We start from the raw sequence: 18,380 nt of genomic DNA, 5'->3' as shown, positions 1-18,380 counted from the left end.
GTTCCGGCGGCCGAGCGCCACGGGGCGGCGCTTCGGCGCGCCCGGAGGAGTTCCCCCAATGCGTCGTTTCCGTAGCGCTGTCCTCGCGGCGGTCCTGGTGGTGCTGGCCCTGCCGGCCATGGCGCAGACCGACCCGGTCGCCCGCGGCCGCTACCTGGTCGAGGGCATCGCGGGCTGCGGCAACTGCCATACGCCGAAGGGCCCGCAGGGCGACCTGCCGGGGATGAACCTCGCGGGCGGCACGGTCTTCGACGAACAGCCCTTCCGCGCCGTCGCCTCCAACATCACGCCCGACCCCGAGACCGGCATCGGGCGCTGGACCGACGCGCAGATCGCGCGCGCGATCCGCGAAGGCATCCGCCCGGACGGGCGCACCATCGGCCCGCCCATGCCGATCGAGCTCTACCGCGGCATCTCGGACGCCGACCTCGCGGCCATGGTCGCCTACCTGCGCACCGTGCCGGCCGTGCGCAACGCCGTGCCGGCCAGCGAGTACCGCATCCCGCTGCCGCCGAACTACGGCCCGCCGGTCGCGAACGTGCCGGGGCCGGCGGATGACCCGGTCTCCCGCGGGCGCTACCTGGCCGGGCCGATCGGGCATTGCATCGACTGCCACACGCCCATGACCCCGGCGGGCCATCGCGACTGGTCGCGCACGGGGCAGGGCGGGCAGCCCTTCACCGGGCCCTGGGGCACCTCGGTCGCGCGCAACATCACTCCCAACCGCGACCACGGGATCGGCGGCTGGACCGACGCGCAGATCGTACGCGCCGTCACCACCGGCGTGGCGGCGGATGGGCGGCAACTCTTCCCGCCGATGGGATACGGCTATTATGCGCGGGTGGACGCGCGCGACCTCGCCGACATCGTGGCCTATCTGCGGTCGCTGCCCGCCCAGCCGTGACGCTGCGCGGCGAATTGCGTCTGCGCGTGAACGGGCAGGAGGTCCGCATCACCGGCGGACCCTTCGACGCCATCCCGCCGCGCGCGCGGGGACTGTGCCTCGAGGCCCGCGCCGTGCGCGCGGCTGAAGCCGAATGGCGGCTGGACGTGCCGGATTTCGGCGTGCCGGACCCGGCTGCGCTGCGCGCCGTGCTGCAGGCGATGCTGGCGGCGATGCAGGCGCGGCCGCAGGACGCCTTCCATGTCGGCTGCCGGGCCGGGCTTGGGCGGACGGGGATGGCGCTGGCGTGCCTGGCCCAGATGGCCGGGGCGAGCGAGGGCGATCCAGTGGCGTGGCTACGGGCCCGCTACGACGCCGAGGCGATCGAAACGCCGGCGCAGGAAGCCCTGGTGCGGGGGTTCGGTGCCGGAGGGGCGTCGCCCCTCCGGACCACCCCACCAGAGGCCGAAGGGCCTCTGGACACCGATACGTAGGGGTTTCCAAAGGCCCTTAGGCCTTTGGCGGGGAGAGGTCTGGAGAGGGGCCGCGCCCCTCTCCGGTCCCGCCCTTACTTCCGGCGCGCGCCCACGATCACGCCGTCATTCTCCAGCGCCGCGATCTCCTCCTCGGAGAACCCGCGCGCCAGCAGCACCTCGCGCCCATGCTGGTTGAAGCGTGGCGGCTGGCTCCGCGCCCCGCCCGGCGTGCGCGACAGCTTGATCGGCGTGTTCAGCGCGCGGAAATCGCCGATCTCGGCGACCATGTTGCGGAACGCGGTGTGCTCGGCGGCCATCGCCTCATCGACATGCAGCACCGGCCCGGCCGGCAGGCCGGCGGCGAGCATCCGGCGCGTCAGCTCATGCCCGTCCTCGTTCGCGAAGCGGGCGTTCAGCACCTCGGTCAGCGCGTCGCGGTTGATCACGCGCTGGCCGTTGGTGGCGAAGCGCTCGTCCTTCGCGAGTTCCGGAATCCCGAGGAATTCGCAGAACTTGCGGAAGGCCGGATCGTTGCCGGCGGCGACGAAGATCTCGCAGGTCTTCGTCGTGAACTTCGAATAGGGCGCGAGGTTCGGGTGCGGGTTGCCCGTCGCCTTCGGCCGCTTGCCCGATAGGAAGAAGTTCGCGGCGTGCGGATGCAGCAGCGCCATGCCGCAATCATGCAGAGTCATGTCGCAATACTGGCCGCGGCCCGACTTCTCGCGCTCATGTAACGCCATCAGGATCGCGATGGTGCTGAACAGCCCCGTTGCGATGTCGACGATCGGGTTGCCGAGGCGCGTCGGCCCCGAGGTCTCGGTGCCGTTGATCGACATCAGCCCGACCATCGCCTGCAGCACGGCGTCGTAGCCGGGGAAGCCGCCGAGCGGGCCCTCGCCGCCGAAGCCGGAGACGCGGCAATGGATCAGGCGCGGGAACGTCTTGGACAGCACGGCCTCGTAGCCGAGGCCCCACTTCTCCATCGATCCGGGCTTGAAGTTCTCGACCAGAACGTCGGCACCTTCGAGCAGGCGCAGCAGCACCTCCTTGCCCGCGGGCTTCGACAGGTCGAGGCCGACCGACCGCTTGTTGCGGTTCACGCCGACGAAATAGGAGGCATCGCCATCCGCGTTGAAGGGCGGGCCCCAGTCGCGCACCTCGTCGCCCTGCGGCGGTTCGAGCTTGATGACCTCGGCGCCGTGGTCGGAGAGCACCATGGTGCAGTAGGGCCCGCCGAGCACGCGCGTCAGGTCCACCACGCGCAGGCCCGCGAGCGCGCCGGGCGAGAGCCTCGCCTGGGCGGGGATTGTCGCGGTGTCGTCCATTGGATGCCACTCCCGTAAAGCGGGCCGGAAGATGCGTCAGCGGGGCGCGTTTGTCGAACCATGCCCGTGAGGACTGCGCCGGCCGCCGTTCAACGTGGCGGCCCGCAGGGCCGGGGCCGCGGATGCGCGGCGCCCGGCGTTTGAGGGGCCCGAAGGTGGAACCTTCGGGCAGGCGAAGCGTCACACCCCCAGCAGGATCGAGGCGCAGAGCGCCGCGACCAGGCCGCTGCCGATCGCGCCGGCCAGCAAGGGGCCGGGCGTGCCGGGCTGCAGCGCCTCGGGCTGGCCTGGTGGATGCGACAGGCTCAGCAATGCCCCCGGTCGCGGCGGGCTGCGGCCCGGCGGCAGGCGCAGCCGCGCGACCTGCACGTCGCCGGCGTCGTCGCGCCAGGCGATCTCCGTCAGCCCCGCCGGATCATCGGGGGCGGGAAGGGCGCGGATCACGGCCTCCACCACCACCCAGTCCCGCCGGCCCCGCCACATGGCGAGGCAGGCCCCGCCGACAAGCAACGCGGCCGGCAGCAGGAACCACAGGATCAGGGCCGTCAGCGTCGGATCGGCCAGCGGCCCGGTCATGCGGCGCGGGTGCGGCCCCAGACGCGCTTGCAGAATTCGGGGTAGGTCTCGGCCATCTCGTCGCAGACCCGCCCGCGCAGCAGCGCGAGTTCGGCCTCGGTCGGGTCCGGCGTCGCGGGGATGTCGGCTTCCACGTCGAAGTCGAAGCCGGTCGCCGCGCGCACGCTGTCGACCGTCTCGCTCGGATGCAGCGATTCCAGGGAGAATCGCGCGCGGTCCGGATGGAAGCGGAAGACGCATTTCCCCGTGACCAGCGCCTGCGCCGTGCCGCGGCGGAAGACGCCGGGCGGCGAGACACCGGGGGCGGAGATGTTGTCCACCTTCTCCACCAGCACGCGGGGCGAATGCTCCTCGCGGAACAGGATGGTGCGCGGCGTCATGAAGTACATGAAGGCGCTGCCGAAGGACCCGGGGAAGCGCACGCCCATGCCGGGCCAATCCCCGGTGCCGACCAGGTTCAGGTTGGCCTGCCCGTCGATCTGCCCGCCGCCGAGGAAGAACAGGTCGATCCGCCCCTGGCCGGTGAGGTCGAACAGTTCGCGCGTGCCCTCGGTGAAGGGATTGCCGCTGCGCTTGTGCAGCAGGGACAGCCGCACGGGGTGGCCCATCAGCCGCACCAGCCAGCAGGCCGCGGCCGGGATGGGGGATGCCGCGCCGACCGCGATGTGCCGCGCCGGCGGCGCGGAGGGATCGAGGATCAGGCGGGCCAGCGTCGCGGCGAGGCGTTCTTCCAGGGCGATGCTCATTCCGCGGCGACCTTCTGCGCGCCGGCGAAGACCTCTCGGTCGAGCCAGGCGCGGAAGCCCTCCTCGGTCTTCGCCGCGCGGGCGTAGTCGGAGACATAGGCCTGGTCGAAGCCGTATTCGTCGAGCAGCGCGGCAGGCCGCGCGCCGCGCTCGGCGATCGCGGTGGCGGTCACATAGGTCGCGCTGATGGCGCCGGAGGCGAGGCGCTCATCCTCGAGGAAATTGCCCTCGACCACGCGCTCGACGGTCACGAGCGCGGCCTTCGATGCGTGCGCGATGGTCGCGCATTCGCGCCGGCGGCCGAGCCAGACATTGCCCTCGCTGTCCGCCATCGCGGCGTGGAACAGGGCGAAGTCCGGCTGCTTCGCGGGCAGCAGCACGATCGGGTCGGACCCGTTCTCGGCGAAGGGGTTGGGCACGACCTTCCAGTCCGGCCGGTTCGCGAGGATGTCGGACCCGATGATCCCGCGCAGCGGCATGAAGGGCACGCCCTTCTCCGAGGCCTGCAGCATGGTGTGGATCGCCGGGCAGGTGGCGTCGCGCACCTTGATCCGCCCCTCTTTCAGCGCGGCCGAGAAGCGGGGCGCGAAGCCGGCCTCGCCGAGGGAGACCGCCGAGGTCTCGACCTCCGCCACGCAGCCGGCGCCGATCAGGATGTCCGTCGCGAAGCCCGACACCGGCACGCCGAGCAGGCGCAGGTTGCGCGCGCCCTTGCGGATGAGCGCCTTGGCGATTGCCACCGACGGCAGCGAATTGTCGGGCGGCATCGCCACCAGCGCCCCGTCGGGCACCATGGCGGCAAGCGCGTCCACGGATGGCAGCATCATCGGCAGTTCCTCCAGCGCCGGTTCTACGCCGGCCCCGCCGGGCCCGCCAGGGCGGCGGGGGCGATGACCGGAACGGACGGCCGCGCCATGATGCCGGGCAAAGGAATGCCGGTCCTGCCCATGACGCCTGCCACCATCGAAGGCCCCCGCCTGATCCTGCGCCCGTGGCGGCAGGAGGACCTCGAACCGCTCTTCGCCATCAACGGCGATCCCGAGAGCATGCGGTACTTCGCCTCGGTCATGACGCGGGCCGAGAGCGACGCCTGGGCGGCGCGGCTGAAGGCCCATTTCGCCGAGCATGGCTGGGGCTTCTGGGTCGTCGAGGAACGCGGCGGCGCGCCCTTCGTCGGCGTGGTCGGGCTGATGAACATCCCCTGGACCGCGCGCTTCACCCCCGCGGTCGAGATCGGCTGGCGCATCGCCCCGGCCTTCCGCCGGCGCGGCCATGCCGAGGAAGCGGCGCGGATGGCGCTCGGCTACGGCTTCGGCACGCTGCGCCTGCCCGAGATCGTCGCCTTCACCGTGCCGGCCAATGCGCCGTCCTGGCGGCTGATGGAACGGCTCGGCATGACGCCGGACGGCAGCTTCGGGCACCCGCGGCTGCCGGCGGACCACCCGCTGCACGAACATGTGCTCTATCGCCTCGTGGCGTCGCGAGGCTGAGCGGTCGCGCGAACCCCTCCACATCCGCGCGCGGCCGCCGCATCATCCGCGCAGCAACAGACAGAGACGCGCCAGGAGGTTTCCGTGTCCCGCATCCCGATGCTCGGCCTTGCCCTCTCACTGGTTTCCGCGCCGGCGCTCGCGGCCTCGGTGACCACCGCCTGGGCGGACCTGCCCTCGAACGACCAGGAGGAATGCCTGGCGATCGGATCCCGCGTCATCCAGAGCGTGGGCTTCCGGCCAAGCATCTCCCAGGACCGCCAGACCATCTTCGGCTGGCGGGGGGAGGAAGCGCTGACCATCCGCTGCATCTCCGGCAAGGGCATCGCGGTGGTCTTCGCCTGGGTGACCGACCGCGCCAACGACAGCGGCCGCCTGGTCGACGCGGTGACCAATGCCTACCGCAGCGGCGGCGCGGTGGGCGGGAACCTCGGCGCCGGAGGCGGGGGCAACCTCGGGGGCGGCGGGGGGAACCTCGGCGGCGGCGGCGGGAACTTCGGCGGTGGCGGCGGCAATTTCGGCGGCGGTGCGCCGGGCGGCGTCGTGAAGCGCTGATCCGCGCGCTTCGGGCCCCTTGTCCTGCGCCTCCGGCGCGACACATTTGGTCACATGCGGTGGTGCGCGACCCTGCTGGGCGTCGGGCTGGCCGTCGGGTCTGCGGTCCCGGCGCCGGACGCGGTCGCGGGCGAACCTCCGGGGGCCTGGCAGGAAGGATCCTGGCCGGGCATCCCGCCCGCCCGGATCGCGGTCACGCAGGACGGCGGCATCGCGCTTTCCGCGCGCGGGCAGGGCAGTTTTCTCTGGCGCTACGAACGCCGCGCCGCGGAGTGCCTGAGCTGGCGCTGGCGCGTCGACCAGGGCCCGCCGCCGACGCGGCTCGACCGCCGGGGCGGCGACGACCGCGCCATTTCGATCACCATCGGCTTCGGCGGCTGGCCGCCGCGCGCGAGCGCTTGGCAGCGCGTCCAGCATACCATGGCCGAGGCCCATGCCGGGGGCCGCAGCCTGCCGCGCGCCGCGCTCGTCTTCGTCTGGGGCGGCACGGGGGAGGAGCCGCGCGGCTTCGAAAGCCCCTACATGGCCGGGCTCGGCCGTGTCTTCGTGCTGCGCTCCGCGCAAGCGCCGCGCGGCGCCTGGCAGGAGGAACGCGTGAACCTCGCCGCCCTGTGGCGCGAGACCTTCGGCGGCAATCCGCCGCCGGTCGAGAAGATCGTCATCGGCCTCGATTCGGACGACACCAATGCCCGCATCGAGGCGCGGGTCGAGGACATCCGCTTCGGCCCCTGTCCGCAGCGCTCGTGAGCGTGCACCCTGTGGACAGGCCGGCGTTCCGGCGCGCATCGCATTCAGGACCCTATTGATGACCGTGACGAAGCAGGAATTCCGCGACGCCATGTCCCGACTTGGCGCGGCGGTGAACATCGTGACCACCGACGGGCCCGCGGGCCTGGGCGGGATGACGGTGAGCGCAGTCTGCTCGGTGACGGACGACCCGCCGACGCTGCTGGTCTGCCTCAACCGCGGCAGCCCGCAGAACCGGCTGTTCAAGGACAATGGCGTGCTCTGCGTGAACTGCCTGGCGCCGGGGCAGGAGGAATTGTCGGCCCGCTTCGCCGGCCGCAGCGCCGAGGCGGACATGCCCGAGCGCTTCAGCCACGCGAGCTGGGGGTTGCTCTCGACCGGCGCGCCGGCGCTCGACGGCTGCACCGTGTCCTTCGACTGCCGCATCGCCGAGGTGGTGGAGCGCGGCACCCACAGCGTCCTGTTCTGCGAGGTGGAGGCGGTGCGCCAGGGCGCGGCGTCCCGCGGGCTGATCTGGTTCAGCCGGGACTACCACCGGGTCGGGGCGGAGTGATCCACGTTACCGCGCTGCAGCATTGCTTCCATGCCGAAGCCGCAAAGGTGCCTTAAACCTTGATCACCCTATCTTTGGCGCAGCGGTGCCAGGAGCGAGGCCGATGACCCAGGTGAAGGTGGAACTGCCGGACGGAGTGGCGGAGGAGATCGCGCGGCGCGCGGCGGCCCTCGGCACGACGGCGGAGGAATGGGTGGCGGCGGTGGTCCAGGACCTGGCCGCCGACCTGCCCGAGACGACCGAGGACGGTCCGGACGCCTGGATCGCGCGGTGACGGGCCGCGCGGAGGCCTAGCCTTCGCGCCCCCCTGACCGGCATTCGGCGGCCTTGCTGCGCGGCGTCGGTCCGACGACCCGGCCGCGTGGCTGGGGTCGACCGGCCTTGATTTCGTGACCCCGGCCGTTCTGGCCGCAGGTGGCACTGTCCCGCGCGGGGCGAGCGGCCGCTACCACTCCCCGTAGAACACGCCGGCCGCCTTGTGGCGGTCCGTGCGGAACTCGGCCTCGGCCCAGGTCAGCGTCGTGCGGCGCTTGAGCGCCGTGAACCAGGCGAGCAGCCGGTCCCGCATCGCCTCGCGCACGCCCTCGAGCGCCGGATCGGCGCCGAGGTCATGGAATTCCTGCGGATCCGCGGCGAGGTCGAACAGCATCGGCCGGAAGCCGTCCGTCCAATGGACGTACTTCCAGCGATCGGTGCGCACCATCCAGGCGTGATGCTGGCCGGTCTTCAGCCCGAGCCGCCGCCGCGCGCCGCGGAAGGTCCAGTCGAGCTCGCTGCACACGGCCTCCCGCCACACGGGTGATGCGCCGCGCGTCAGCGGCAGCAGCGAACGGCCCTCCACCACATGCTCCGCCGGATCGAGGCCCAGCGCATCGAGGATGGTCGGCACCACGTCGATCGCCTCGACGAAGCGGTCATCCACCGTGCCGCGCATGGCGTCGGCCTCACGCGAGGGATCGAAGACCAGCATCGGCACGCGCTGGATGCAGTCGTGGAACAGCTCCTTCTCGCCCAGCCAATGGTCGCCGAGATAGTCGCCATGGTCCGAGGTGAAGACGACGAGCGTGTCCTCCCACCGCCCCAACCGCTCAAGCGCCGCCCAGACCCGCCCGAGGTGATGGTCGAGCTGCGCGATCAGCCCCTGATAGGCCGGCCGCACCGTCGCGATGCAGTCGTCGTTCTGGAAGGACTGCGCGACCTCCTCGGCCTGGAACTCGCGCAGGATGGGGTGCGCGGCATTGCCGCGCTCGGCGGGATCGCGCGCGACGGGCAGGCACTGATCGGGTGAATACATCGCGTGGTAGGGCGCGGGCGCGATGTAGGGCCAGTGCGGCTTCACGTAGGACAGGTGCAGCACCCAGGGGCTGTCGCCCTGCGCGTCCATGAAGGCGATGGCGCGGTCGGTGGTGTAGGCGGTCTCGCTGTGCTCCTCCTTCACCCGCGCGGGGTGGCGCGCGTTGCGCATCTTCCAGCCGTTCTGCGTGTTGCCCGCCGCGTCGGTGACGGCGATGACCCAGTCGGTCCAGGGGTCCTTGCTGTCGTAGCCCTGCGCGCGCAGCCAGTCGGCATAGGCGCTGTCGGTCTCGGCGTGATGGCCGTCGTGGCGGTCGACCAGGGTGAACCAGCCCTCGCGCAGCAGCACCGCGAGCTCGTCTTGCCCGTCGAGCAGCAGCCGCTTCATCCCGCGCGCATCGGGCAGCATGTGGGTCTTTCCGGCCAGTGCGAGCGTCCGCCCGCTTTCGCGCAGGTGCCAGCCCAGCGTCACCTCGCCGACCGACAGCGGCACGCGGTTGTGCGTCGCGCCATGCGAGGAGACGTAGCGCCCCGTATAGGCCGACATGCGCGACGGCCCGCAGATGCCCGACTGGACATAGGCCTGCGCGAAGCGCACGCCGCGTGCGGCGAGCGCATCGATGTTCGGCGTGCGCAGGAAGGGATGCCCCGCGCAGCCGAGGTGATCCCAGCGCAGCTGGTCGCACATGATGTAGAGCACGTTGCGGATCGCCATGCGCCGGTCCCCGGTTTCGCCGGGGCCAGCCTAGCGGCGCCGGCGCGGCGGGGAAGGGGCGGGGCGCATCAGCGCGACGGCCTCGGCGAAGCCCATCGCTTCCGCGTCCTCGAGCGGCGTCGAGAGATCGTCGATGCGCGTCCGCGCCGCGATGTCGGCGCCATGCGCGAGGAGCATCCGCACCGCCGCGATGTCGCGCCGCGCCACGGCGTGGTGCAGCGCGGTTCCGTCGTTCAACCCGCGCTGTTCGGTGTCGGCGCCCGCGTCGAGCAGCACCGCGAGGACGGCGTGGCGGTCCTCGCGCGGCGCGTCGATCGCCTGGAACAGCGGCGGGAAGCCGTCGGCCGCCTCGGCGCGCGGGTCGGCGCCGGATGCGATCAGCGCGGCGACGAAAGCCGGCGGCCCGCAGCGGATGGCGATGTCGAGCGGCCGGTCCCCGCAGCCGAGGAAATCGACGCCGAGGAGGCAGTCCGGGAAGCCCGCGGGGTCGCCAAGGGCCGCACGGAACCCCGCCATGTCGCCGGAAGCGACCGCGGCCTCGGCGGCCTGCCAGCGGGCGAGGGGATCAGGGCTGTCCCGGGAGGAGGGCGAGGATTTCCCAGACATGGCGCTCCACATAGGTCGCCGACATGGCGCCCCAGCCGCGTTCGGGCACGCGCGGCAAGATGCCGGGGATGTTCGGGTTGGTCGCCCAGCTACGGCCGAGGCTGTTGCGGAAGATGAACCAGCCGCCGTCGTCCTGCGTCGGGTCGGCCTGGAAGCCGAGCACCGCGACCGCATGGCCGTCCTCCAACCGTTCCCAGGTCGGTGTCGGGTCCGCGACCTTGCCGGAGAAGGCGGCGTAGTCGTAGTTCCAGTTGTTCTGGTTCTGCGGCGCATTGGGGTCCTTGAAGAGCGGCGCCGCGACGGCGACCGGCACCCCGGCGTTGAGCAGGTCGAACACCACGCGCGCCGCCTTCGGCGGGCGGATGAAGCGCTTCGGGCTGAGGTCCCAGTAGACGAGCTTGTCGGTCTTCACCGCGCTCGCCAGCGCCGCGGCGCTCGGCGCCTGGTCGGGCGGCGTCCCGTCGGGCCAGTCGGCCTCCGGGCAGGCGCCATCGAGCGGCAGGGAGAGGCGGACGCCCTCGAGCCGGCTGCCGCCCTTGGCGAAGCCGGCGGGCAGGCTGCCCGGCGGCAGGCGCGCGCGGCTGCGGTTGTAGAGATAGATCGCCGAGAGCGGATCGGGCGCTGCGGCGCCCGGCGCCATCCAGGCGCGCTCCAGCGCGCCGGAAGCGGCGAAGCCGATGCAGGTCTCGGCGCCGAGCTGGTCGCGCGGCGGCCAGAGCGGGCGTTGCGCGACCGGCAGGCCAAGGTTCGGCCAGGGCTGAGGCTTGCCGCCGAGCGCTTCCGCATCCGCCGGCGGCGGCCAGTTGGGCACCGGCTGCGGCGGCCCGCCGCCCGCGGTGAGGAGATTCGCCCCGCCCGCCAGTCCGGTCGCCGGGCGGGGCTGGTCGATGAACGCCCGGTATTCGGGGCTGAGGCAGTCCTCGATGTTGCGCATCCGCTCCATCAGCGGCCGGCGGCGGATGCGCGAGCCCGGCTGGTCGAGCGAGGGGCTCGCCGCCAGCACGGCATGGAACTCGTCGTAGGAGCGGATGCCCCCCTCCCGCAGGAAGCCGACCTCGTCGTCGGTGAGGGCGAGCTTCTCCTTGGCCGCGGAGAGGAAGGGCCAGCTCACGGCCCGGTGCCTCCCTGGCCCTGCTGCGGTCCCGGGGCGGGCAGGGCCTGCTGCATGGCGCCGGCCGCGAGTCCGCCCATCTCCGCCCGCGCCTCGACAAGCAGGTCCTGGAAGGCCTTCACCTGCCGCAGCAGCGGCAGCAGCTCATCGGCGATCCGCTTGCCCTCGTCGGAATCGCTCGGGAAATGGACGCCGGCCACCTCGCGGTTCTCGGCGATGCGGTCGGCCATCAGCAGCAGGGGTTGCTGGAAGGCGAGGCGCAGCGCGTCCGCGGCCGGCGTGCCGCCCGGGAAGATCTCGGTCAGCGCGAGGGCGGCGAGCCGCGACTGCAGCGCGTGGTTGGACGGGTAGGAGGCGTGCGGCGGCGTCGCGATGACGGGCACCAGCGCCGGGTAGACCTGCGCCGGGCGCGCGCGCTGGAACTGCCACTTCCAGTGCATGCCGACCATCTGCCCGATCGCGACGGCGCTCGCCACGATGGCCGCGGCGGCCGGCCGCTCGCCGCCGCCGAGCAGCTGCAGCAGGTAGGCATCGAAGCGCCGTGCCTGCGCGACGATCTCGGGAAGCCGGTCGCGCCGCAGCCCGATCAGCTTGCGCAGCGCGAGCACGTCGGCCCCGATCGCCGCGTCGGGCGGCGGGACGGCCGCCGCGTCACCGCCCTTCCAGTCGAGCGTCGCGAATTCGGCGAGCACCAGCGTCGCGCGCAGCTGCGGCGACCAGGCGGCCTTGGGGAAGCCGTCCCTGGTGCCCGGCGCGGCCGCGCCCGGCGGCAGGTTGAGGATGATCGGGTTGCCGGTGGCCGACGCCTCGAGCCGCGTGGCCATCGGCAGGGTGAAGACGCGCCCGACCGCGCCTCCGCCATCTCCGCCGCCGTCGCCCCCGCCGTCACCGCCGCCATCACCAGACAACATGCGTCGCTCTCCCTCTTCCGGACGTTCAACGGTGCCGGCGCTCAGGCCGGCAGCCCTGCCTCGACGAGGCGCTGCCCGTAGCGTTCGCGCGCCGCTTCCTCCCGGAAGGCATGGCGCGCGACCATGGGCTTCACGCGGAAGCCCGGCTCCAGCTCCATCACCCTGCGGACGAGCGGCGTGGCCTCCTCCACGCGGCCGAGGGCCGCGAGCGCCGCGCTCGTGACGCGCAGGTTCGAGATGTAGTTCGGGTTGGACCGCCAGGAGCGCAGGCCCCATTCCGCGGCCGCCTCGTGCTCCTCCGCGACGTAGTGGCCGATCGAGCGGAAATGCTCGTAGCGGAAGGCGAGCGGGTCGTCGGGGGAGAGCGCCATCGCACGCTCCGCCCGGCGCACGCCCTCCCGCCCGTCGCCCATCCACGAGAAGGCGGGGCTGGTCCAGAGCATCGTCTCGGCATCGTTCGGCGCGACGTTCAGCGCGCGTTCGAAGAGGTCCATCGCCTCCCCGTAGCGGCGGTGCAGGATCGCCTCGTTGTGGCCGCGCATCGCGAGGGCGCGCGCATTGCCCGCATCCTGCGCGAGCGCGGTGTCGAGCGCGTCCTCGAGCGCGCGGGCGTCGGCGCCGCGGTCGGGCGACCAGCCCTGGCCGAGGCGCAGCCCGTACCAGGCCGCGATGTCGGCATGGGTCGTCGAGAAATCCGGATCCGCCGCCGCCGCGTGGCGCAGCATCGCGCCGGCCTGCTCGAAGGCCTCGCGTTGCATGCTGAAGACGAGGCGCCGGGCCTGGATCAGCAGGTGATAGGCGCCGATGTCCGATGGCCGCAGCCGCCGCAGCCTGGCGAGTTCCGCCGCCTGCACGCGTGGCGCCAGCGTGTTGGCGATCACCGCGGCGATGCGGTCCTGGGTCTCGAATCCGTCGATCCCGGTGACATCGAAGGGGCGCTGCCACAGCACCGCGCCCGAGCCGGCCTCGGCCAGTTCGACCGTCAGCCGGATGCGCTCGCCGGCGCGGCGCAGCGTGCCGCTCGCGACATAGCCGGCGCCGAGGCGCATCCCCGCCTCGCGCGGGTCGAGCGCCTCGGCGGCAAGGCGCAGCGTCGAGTTGGAGGAGATCACCACCGGTTCGCGCAGCGTCGCGAGCGCGCCGACCACGCCCTCCAGCACGCCATGGCCGAAGGTCGCGAGATCCGCGTCGGGGCCGAACTGCCGGAAGGGCATCACCGCGACGACCGGCGCCGAGCCCGGCTGCCCCCGCGCCTCGGCCGGGACGCCCGTCCGCGTCGCCGGCGGCGGTGCCTCGAGCAGGTAGCCACGCCGCGGCACGGTCTTGAGCAGCGTGCCGTCGTCGCCGAGCGCGCGGCGGATCTCGACGATGCACTGGGTGATGCTGTCGTCGGTGACGGTCACCTCGGGCCAGACCGTGTCGAGGATCTCGGTGCGGCCGACCAGATGCCCCGCGCGGTCGTGCAGCAGCAGCAGCAGCGTAAGCGTCTTCGGCCGCAGCGTGGTCGCCGCGCCGTCCCCGCGCCTGAGGATCCCGCGCTCGATATCAAGCGCGCAGTTCCCGATCCGTCGTTCTCCCAAGGCGGCGGCCATTGCTGTCCCTCCGCGGCATGCCCCGTGCGTGGTGCTGCCGGCGGGGGTTGCCCCAGGCCGGGCCCGCATCGGGGCGCCACGCGAGCATAGAGCAAATGCGAAGCCGATCACGATTGTCGTGACGCCGATCACAACGGCGCGCCCGGGGCGCACGGTTTCGGCTCGCCTTCGGAACTTCTTCGGGATTGGCCGCGCCGCCCTGCCCGAGGCTCCGCACGCCCCGGCCGGCCGGCCGGGGGCTTCGAGCGGAGCCTGTCCATGACGAGAACCCTTGGCCTGCTGGCCGGCCTCATGCTGTCCGCGACCGCGGCGGCGTCCGGCCCGCCGGCGTCGCCCTTCGTGATCCTGCTGCCCGACGCGACCGGCGACGAGGGGCGGTCCGAACCCTACGTGGACGCCCTTTCGGCGCGCGGCATCGCGACCCTGGTGCTCGGCTTCGAGGAAGCGGACGAGGGGCCGCGCGCCTCCCTCGCCCCCGCGCCGTCCCGCGATGCCGAGGAACTGGCACGCAGCTGGGCGGCGGGCGAGATGCTCTCGCTCGCCGGACGGGGCGTGGCGCTGATCGGCTTCGGCGCGGCGGCGCGGGTGGTGCTCGGCACGGGGGATGCGCCGGTGGTCGCACTCGATCCCGGATGCCGCGGCCTGTCGCTTCCGGCGCGCAGCGCTCCGGCGCTGCTGGTCCATGGGCTTGCCGCCCCCGATGCGCGGGATTGCGCCGCGCTGGACGGCAGCGCGGGGCTCGAGCGGCTGGCCCTGCGCGGCATCACGCATGGCTGGGACCTGCCGGTGGTCGTCGCCCCGGCCGGGGCGCTGCTGCCGGACCCGGCCAATGGCGGGCGGCGCCGCAGCCGGCCCGACCCGATCGCCACCGCCGCGGTCGCCGAGGCGGTGGCCGCCTGGCTCGCCGCGCGCCTGCAGGATGGCGCGCGGTGAGGGCGGCGGACCGGCCCCGCCATCCGCGCCGCCGCAGCCGCCGCCTTCGCCGCCATCCCGGCTGGCGGGTGGTGGCCGGCGCCTTCCTGCTGGTGCTCACCGGCTTCGGCGCGATCTATTCCTACGCCGCCTTCGCCGAGCAGATCGCCGCGGACTTCGCCACCGACGAGGTGGGCGTTTCCGTCATCTACGCGCTGTCCGGCGCTTCCTGCTTCTTCGTCAGCGCGGTCAGCGGGCCGCTCGCCGACCGGCTGGGGCCGCGGCTGCCGGCGACCGTGGGGATGGCGCTGGTTGGCCTCGGGCTGCTCGTCGCCGCGGCGGCGGGCAGCCTGGTCGAGATCTATGCGGGATACGGGCTGCTGATCGGCGTCGGCACCGGCTTCGCCTATGTGCCGGCGATGGCCGCGGTGCAGCGATGCTTCACCGCGCATCGCGGCCTCGCCTCGGGCATCGCGGCGAGCGGCATCGGCGTCGGCACCGCCCTGGTGCCGCCGGCGGCGCAGGCCTTCCTGGCGGTGGTCGACTGGCGCGCGACCTTCGCGATCTTCGGCGTGGCGGCCGTGCTGGCGGGCGCGGTGGGGGCGATGCTACTCGAGCCGGCGGGGCGGCGAGGGACGCGGCGCGGCGCGACGGCGCGGGCGGCCGCGGAACTGCCCGTCGCGCTGCGCAGCCCAGCCTTCGCGCGGGCCTGGATCGGCACGCTGCTCGTCTCGATGCCCGCGACGCTGCCTCAGGCGATGCTCGCCGGCACGGCGCGCGAATTCGGCCTGCCGCGCGAGGAGGCGTTGGGGCTGCTCGGGCTGATCGGCCTCGGCACCATTGCCGGTCGCTTCCTGATCGCGGCGGTGTCGGATGTCCTCGGGCGACGCCGCACCTTCATCGCCTGCTGCGCGGGGATGGCGGGAAGCCTGTGCCTGTGGGCGGGGGCGGGCGGGGCAGAGGGGCTGCAGGCCTTCGCGCTCGTCTTCGGCGCGCTGCAGGGCGGCTTCGTCGCGCTGCTGCCGGCCTTCGGCGCCGACAGCTTCGGCGTGCGCGCGGCGGGCGGGGTGCTCGGGATGCTCTACACCAGCCGCGGCGTCGCGCTGCTCCTCGCACCGCCGGCGCTTGCCGCGGCCGCGCTGGCGACGGGCCATGCGGCGCCGGTGCTGCTGGCGGCGGGCCTCGGCGTCCTCGGCACGGTGCTGCTGGCGCGGACGCCGCATCATGCGCCTGCCGCGCGCCCCAGGAACGCAGAAGGCCCCGGCGGTCGCCCGCCGGAGCCTTCCCATCGCGTGGCCGGTGCGCGGCCCGCGGAACCCTGGTGACCCGCAGCCTAGGCGGCTGCGGTGATCCGGGCCGCGGCCGCGGCTGACCGAGTTGAGCGATGAGACACCGGATCACCTCCTTTCGTTCGTTGACGACACCAGGATGCTGCGACGCGGCAGGCATCCGATGCAATCACTTCGCATCGAGTCGATGACGAGGTCCGCATCCTGCGGCGCGCAGGCCACGCCCGGAACGCGAAGGGCCCCGGCGGTCGCCCGCCGGGGCCCCTGCGTGACGCGCTGCGGTTACGACAGTTCGGCGTAGGTGCCGTTGCGCCAGATGTAGAAGACGTAGTCCGGCACCGTGACGTCGCCCTTCGCGTCGAAGGAGATCGGGCCGAGCACCGTCTGCCACGGCCCGTCCGCCTTGATCACCTGCGCAAGCCGGCGCGGATCCGTGGTGTTCGCCTTCTTCGCCGCCTCCGCGAAGATCTGGATCGCGGCATAGGTGTAGAGGACGTAGCCCTCGGGATCGACGTTGCGGGCGCGGAAGCGGGCCACGACCTCGGCCGCCGTGGGGCGGCGGCGCGGGTCGGAGGAGAAGGTCATCAGCGTGCCTTCGCCCGCATTGCCGGCGATCTGCCAGAACTCGTTCGTCACCAGCGCGTCGCCGCCGATCAGGGTGACGTTCATCCCCTGTTCCTTGGCCTGGCGGATGATGAGGCCGCCCTCCGTGTGGTAGCCGCCGAGGTAGATGACCTCGATGCCCGCCGCCTTCATGCGGCTGACGAGGGCGTTGTAGTCGCGCTCGCCCGGCGTGTAGGCGGCGTACATCGTCTCCTGCATGCCGGCGGCGTTCATCGCCTTCTTGGTCTCGTCGGCGAGGCCTTTGCCGTAGGCCGAGTTGTCGTGGAGGATCGCGACCTTCTTGCCGCGGAAGTTCTGCACGATGTAGCGCCCGGCCACGAGGCCCTGCTGGTCGTCGCGCCCGCAGGTGCGGAAGGTGTTCCACTTGCCTTCGTCGGTGAAGCGCGGGTTGGTCGAGGCGGGCGACATCTGCAGCACGCCTTCCTCGGCATAGACGTCGCGCGCCGGGATCGAGGAACCGGAGCAGAAATGCCCGGCGACGAACTGCACGCGGCGGGAGGCGAGCTGGTTCGCGACGGAGACCGCCTGGCGCGGGTCGCAGGCGTCGTCGCCGATCTCGAGCACCAGCTGGCGGCCGAGCACGCCGCCGGCGGCGTTGATGTCGGTCACCGCCTGGGTCGCTCCCTCGCGCATCTGTGTCCCGAAGGCGGCGTACTGGCCGGTCATCGGGCCGGCGGTGGCGATGCGGATCGGGCCCGAGGCACCCTGGGCGAAAGCGTCCCGGCCGATGGTCAGCGCGCCGAGACCGGCGCCGAGCACGAGCCTGCGTGTCGTCTGCATCCGTGAACCCCTGTCGTTCCTGGCCGCCCGGGGCGCCGGGATGGCGCGGGCGCGGCCCCGGCCGCGGAGGGTAAGGGAGGCGCGGGCGCCTTGCCCAGCGTGACCTTGCGCACGCCAGCGGCCGACCCCTCTCTGGAACCGGGGACGGGAGACTGGTAGCGTCGCGTGCGCCTGTCACACTGGGAGTTGTCTGGATGCGCTCCGCTCTTCGCCGCCCGATCGCCGCCGTCACGGCCGCCGCCATGCTGGCCGGCTGCGTTTCCACCCAGGCGAGCCGCATCGGGACGGATGACGGCCGCGATGCATGCCGCACCTACGTCGTGCAGCTCGACAGCACCGGCGACTTCTACGGCGAGGACATCCTGCGCGGCGCGGCCATCGGCGCCGGCACCGGGGCGCTCGCGGGTGGCCTGATCGCCGCGGCGACGGGCCGGCGGGGCAGCGACATCCTCGCCGGTGCCGCGATCGGCGCCCTGGCGGGTGGCGTGATCGGCGGCACCGCCGGCTACATCCAGGCGCGCCAGCGCCAGGCGCAGGACCAGCAGCAGCTGCTGATGGCGGTCGGCGGCGACCTCAGGAACGAGAACGCCCAGCTCGACCGCACCCAGATAGCCTTCGACCAGCTGGTGAACTGCCGCATGAACGCGGCGAACCAGATCCGCCGCGACGTGCGCGCCGGCCGGATGTCGCGCGACCAGGGCATGGCGCTGATGTCCTACCAGCGGCAGCTGATGCAGCGCGACGTGGCGCTCGCCCAGCAGATCAACCAGAAGATCGGCACACGCGGCAGCGAGTTCGACACCGCGATCGAGACCATCGCGCCGGGCACCAAGCAGGCCGCGACCGCGCGCCGCGCGCCGACGCCGACGACGGCGCGCGTTTCCGCGCCGATCCGCATCCGCCCGGATGCCGGCGCGGCCGAGATTGGCCAGCTCAGCGCGCGCGACCAGGTCACGGTGACGCCGGCCCAGGGCAACTTCGCGATGGTCGAGACCTCCTCGGGCCTGCGCGGCTACGTGCCGGCGAGCGCCGTCGGCGTGCGCGGCCTCGGCACCGAGCCCTCGGCCGGGCGCGGGCAGGATGGCGAGTTCCGCCAGCTCGCCGCGTCGAACATCGCGCGGCGCGACAACTTCTCGGAGAGCGTGCAGAACGCCGACCGCCTGGCGCAGGGCCAGGGCTTCGAGCTGGCCGGCTGA

General features: G+C 73.0%; 20 protein-coding genes. 10 read left to right on the top strand and 10 right to left on the bottom strand.

The window, feature by feature from the left end:
- Nucleotides 1-58 precede the first annotated feature (58 nt).
- A complete protein-coding gene (locus GWK15_RS03760; protein WP_168039179.1) occupies nt 59-904 on the top strand; it encodes a c-type cytochrome in 846 nt (281 codons plus the stop codon).
- Nucleotides 901-1,377 (top strand): protein-tyrosine phosphatase family protein, encoded by a 477-nt coding sequence (locus tag GWK15_RS03755; RefSeq protein ID WP_168039177.1) that lies wholly within the window; start codon nt 901-903, stop codon nt 1,375-1,377. The genes GWK15_RS03760 and GWK15_RS03755 overlap by 4 nt, the downstream gene beginning before the upstream one ends.
- Nucleotides 1,378-1,451: 74 nt before the next feature.
- Here GWK15_RS03755 and GWK15_RS03750 read toward each other — a convergent pair whose 3' ends face one another.
- The 4 genes from GWK15_RS03750 to GWK15_RS03735 all read right to left on the bottom strand — a co-directional run bounded on the left by GWK15_RS03750 (nt 1,452) and on the right by GWK15_RS03735 (nt 4,833).
- Nucleotides 1,452-2,684, bottom strand: coding sequence for a CaiB/BaiF CoA transferase family protein (locus GWK15_RS03750; protein WP_168039175.1), 1,233 nt, complete (start codon nt 2,682-2,684; stop codon nt 1,452-1,454).
- 180 nt (nt 2,685-2,864) lie between these two features.
- Nucleotides 2,865-3,260 carry a hypothetical protein gene (locus GWK15_RS03745; protein ID WP_168039173.1) on the bottom strand — a complete coding sequence of 132 codons (396 nt, stop codon included), beginning with the start codon at nt 3,258-3,260 and terminating at the stop codon, nt 2,865-2,867.
- Entirely contained in the window at nt 3,257-4,006 is a 750-nt protein-coding gene (locus tag GWK15_RS03740) for a CoA-transferase (RefSeq protein ID WP_168039171.1), read from the bottom strand. Before GWK15_RS03740 ends, GWK15_RS03745 begins: the two co-directional genes overlap by 4 nt.
- Nucleotides 4,003-4,833, bottom strand: coding sequence for a CoA transferase subunit A (locus GWK15_RS03735; protein ID WP_168039169.1), 831 nt, complete (start codon nt 4,831-4,833; stop codon nt 4,003-4,005). The genes GWK15_RS03740 and GWK15_RS03735 overlap by 4 nt, the downstream gene beginning before the upstream one ends.
- Before the next feature lie 120 nt (nt 4,834-4,953).
- On the opposite strand from GWK15_RS03735, the gene GWK15_RS03730 reads away from it, so the two are divergent.
- The 5 genes from GWK15_RS03730 (at nt 4,954) to GWK15_RS03710 (ending at nt 7,625) form a co-directional block, all read left to right on the top strand.
- Nucleotides 4,954-5,496 (top strand): GNAT family N-acetyltransferase, encoded by a 543-nt coding sequence (locus GWK15_RS03730; RefSeq protein WP_168039167.1) that lies wholly within the window; start codon nt 4,954-4,956, stop codon nt 5,494-5,496.
- Nucleotides 5,497-5,580: 84 nt separating this feature from the next.
- Nucleotides 5,581-6,051 (top strand): hypothetical protein, encoded by a 471-nt coding sequence (locus GWK15_RS03725; protein ID WP_168037798.1) that lies wholly within the window; start codon nt 5,581-5,583, stop codon nt 6,049-6,051.
- 54 nt (nt 6,052-6,105) lie between these two features.
- A complete protein-coding gene (locus tag GWK15_RS03720) occupies nt 6,106-6,798 on the top strand; it encodes a DUF3047 domain-containing protein (protein WP_168039165.1) in 693 nt (230 codons plus the stop codon).
- A 55-nt stretch (nt 6,799-6,853) separates the two neighbouring features.
- Nucleotides 6,854-7,351 carry a flavin reductase gene (locus GWK15_RS03715; protein ID WP_408891861.1) on the top strand — a complete coding sequence of 166 codons (498 nt, stop codon included), beginning with the start codon at nt 6,854-6,856 and terminating at the stop codon, nt 7,349-7,351.
- Nucleotides 7,352-7,454: 103 nt separating this feature from the next.
- Nucleotides 7,455-7,625, top strand: a complete 171-nt coding sequence (locus tag GWK15_RS03710; protein WP_168039161.1) for a hypothetical protein — start codon at nt 7,455-7,457, stop codon at nt 7,623-7,625.
- Between the two features lie 171 nt (nt 7,626-7,796).
- On the opposite strand, the gene GWK15_RS03705 is transcribed toward GWK15_RS03710, so the two are convergent.
- The 5 genes from GWK15_RS03705 to GWK15_RS03685 are packed head-to-tail and all read right to left on the bottom strand — an operon-like array spanning nt 7,797 to nt 13,579.
- Nucleotides 7,797-9,359: a sulfatase-like hydrolase/transferase gene (locus GWK15_RS03705; RefSeq protein ID WP_168039159.1), complete on the bottom strand. Its 1,563-nt coding sequence runs from the start codon at nt 9,357-9,359 to the stop codon at nt 7,797-7,799.
- A gap of 30 nt (nt 9,360-9,389) precedes the next feature.
- On the bottom strand, nt 9,390-9,875 hold the full coding sequence (locus GWK15_RS03700; protein WP_168039157.1) for an ankyrin repeat domain-containing protein: 486 nt from the start codon (nt 9,873-9,875) through the stop codon (nt 9,390-9,392).
- Between the two features lie 49 nt (nt 9,876-9,924).
- Complete coding sequence (locus GWK15_RS03695; RefSeq protein WP_168039155.1) at nt 9,925-11,076, bottom strand: C1 family peptidase; 1,152 nt, start codon at nt 11,074-11,076, stop codon at nt 9,925-9,927.
- Nucleotides 11,073-11,987 (bottom strand): phosphatase PAP2 family protein, encoded by a 915-nt coding sequence (locus tag GWK15_RS03690; RefSeq protein ID WP_168039153.1) that lies wholly within the window; start codon nt 11,985-11,987, stop codon nt 11,073-11,075. The genes GWK15_RS03695 and GWK15_RS03690 overlap by 4 nt, the downstream gene beginning before the upstream one ends.
- 41 nt (nt 11,988-12,028) lie before the next feature.
- Nucleotides 12,029-13,579, bottom strand: a complete 1,551-nt coding sequence (locus tag GWK15_RS03685; RefSeq protein WP_168039151.1) for a winged helix-turn-helix domain-containing protein — start codon at nt 13,577-13,579, stop codon at nt 12,029-12,031.
- Between the two features lie 258 nt (nt 13,580-13,837).
- Between GWK15_RS03685 and GWK15_RS03680 the strand changes: the two genes are divergently transcribed.
- On the top strand, nt 13,838-14,512 hold the full coding sequence (locus GWK15_RS03680; RefSeq protein ID WP_168039149.1) for a hypothetical protein: 675 nt from the start codon (nt 13,838-13,840) through the stop codon (nt 14,510-14,512).
- Nucleotides 14,509-15,816: an MFS transporter gene (locus tag GWK15_RS03675; RefSeq protein WP_168039147.1), complete on the top strand. Its 1,308-nt coding sequence runs from the start codon at nt 14,509-14,511 to the stop codon at nt 15,814-15,816. Before GWK15_RS03680 ends, GWK15_RS03675 begins: the two co-directional genes overlap by 4 nt.
- Before the next feature lie 246 nt (nt 15,817-16,062).
- Here the strand turns inward: GWK15_RS03675 and GWK15_RS03670 are convergent, their stop codons facing one another.
- On the bottom strand, nt 16,063-17,184 hold the full coding sequence (locus GWK15_RS03670) for a branched-chain amino acid ABC transporter substrate-binding protein (RefSeq protein WP_168039145.1): 1,122 nt from the start codon (nt 17,182-17,184) through the stop codon (nt 16,063-16,065).
- Between the two features lie 194 nt (nt 17,185-17,378).
- On the opposite strand from GWK15_RS03670, the gene GWK15_RS03665 reads away from it, so the two are divergent.
- Entirely contained in the window at nt 17,379-18,380 is a 1,002-nt protein-coding gene (locus tag GWK15_RS03665) for an SH3 domain-containing protein (RefSeq protein ID WP_168039143.1), read from the top strand.

This window comes from Neoroseomonas oryzicola (assembly GCF_012163135.1).
Classification (GTDB): Bacteria; Pseudomonadota; Alphaproteobacteria; order Acetobacterales; family Acetobacteraceae; genus Neoroseomonas; species Neoroseomonas oryzicola.
This window is presented reverse-complemented; position numbering and strand designations above follow the sequence as displayed.

Coding starts and splice junctions, on each gene's coding strand:
- GWK15_RS03720 (WP_168039165.1), top strand. CDS start 6,106: ATGCGGTGGTGCGCGACCCTGCTGGGCGTCGGGCTGGCCGTCGGGTCT.
- GWK15_RS03680 (WP_168039149.1), top strand. CDS start 13,838: ATGACGAGAACCCTTGGCCTGCTGGCCGGCCTCATGCTGTCCGCGACC.
- GWK15_RS03745 (WP_168039173.1), bottom strand. CDS start 3,260: ATGACCGGGCCGCTGGCCGATCCGACGCTGACGGCCCTGATCCTGTGG.
- GWK15_RS03670 (WP_168039145.1), bottom strand. CDS start 17,184: ATGCAGACGACACGCAGGCTCGTGCTCGGCGCCGGTCTCGGCGCGCTG.
- GWK15_RS03760 (WP_168039179.1), top strand. CDS start 59: ATGCGTCGTTTCCGTAGCGCTGTCCTCGCGGCGGTCCTGGTGGTGCTG.
- GWK15_RS03735 (WP_168039169.1), bottom strand. CDS start 4,833: ATGATGCTGCCATCCGTGGACGCGCTTGCCGCCATGGTGCCCGACGGG.
- GWK15_RS03700 (WP_168039157.1), bottom strand. CDS start 9,875: ATGGCGGGGTTCCGTGCGGCCCTTGGCGACCCCGCGGGCTTCCCGGAC.
- GWK15_RS03665 (WP_168039143.1), top strand. CDS start 17,379: ATGCGCTCCGCTCTTCGCCGCCCGATCGCCGCCGTCACGGCCGCCGCC.
- GWK15_RS03685 (WP_168039151.1), bottom strand. CDS start 13,579: ATGGCCGCCGCCTTGGGAGAACGACGGATCGGGAACTGCGCGCTTGAT.
- GWK15_RS03740 (WP_168039171.1), bottom strand. CDS start 4,006: ATGAGCATCGCCCTGGAAGAACGCCTCGCCGCGACGCTGGCCCGCCTG.
- GWK15_RS03730 (WP_168039167.1), top strand. CDS start 4,954: ATGACGCCTGCCACCATCGAAGGCCCCCGCCTGATCCTGCGCCCGTGG.
- GWK15_RS03705 (WP_168039159.1), bottom strand. CDS start 9,359: ATGGCGATCCGCAACGTGCTCTACATCATGTGCGACCAGCTGCGCTGG.
- GWK15_RS03710 (WP_168039161.1), top strand. CDS start 7,455: ATGACCCAGGTGAAGGTGGAACTGCCGGACGGAGTGGCGGAGGAGATC.
- GWK15_RS03690 (WP_168039153.1), bottom strand. CDS start 11,987: ATGTTGTCTGGTGATGGCGGCGGTGACGGCGGGGGCGACGGCGGCGGA.
- GWK15_RS03750 (WP_168039175.1), bottom strand. CDS start 2,684: ATGGACGACACCGCGACAATCCCCGCCCAGGCGAGGCTCTCGCCCGGC.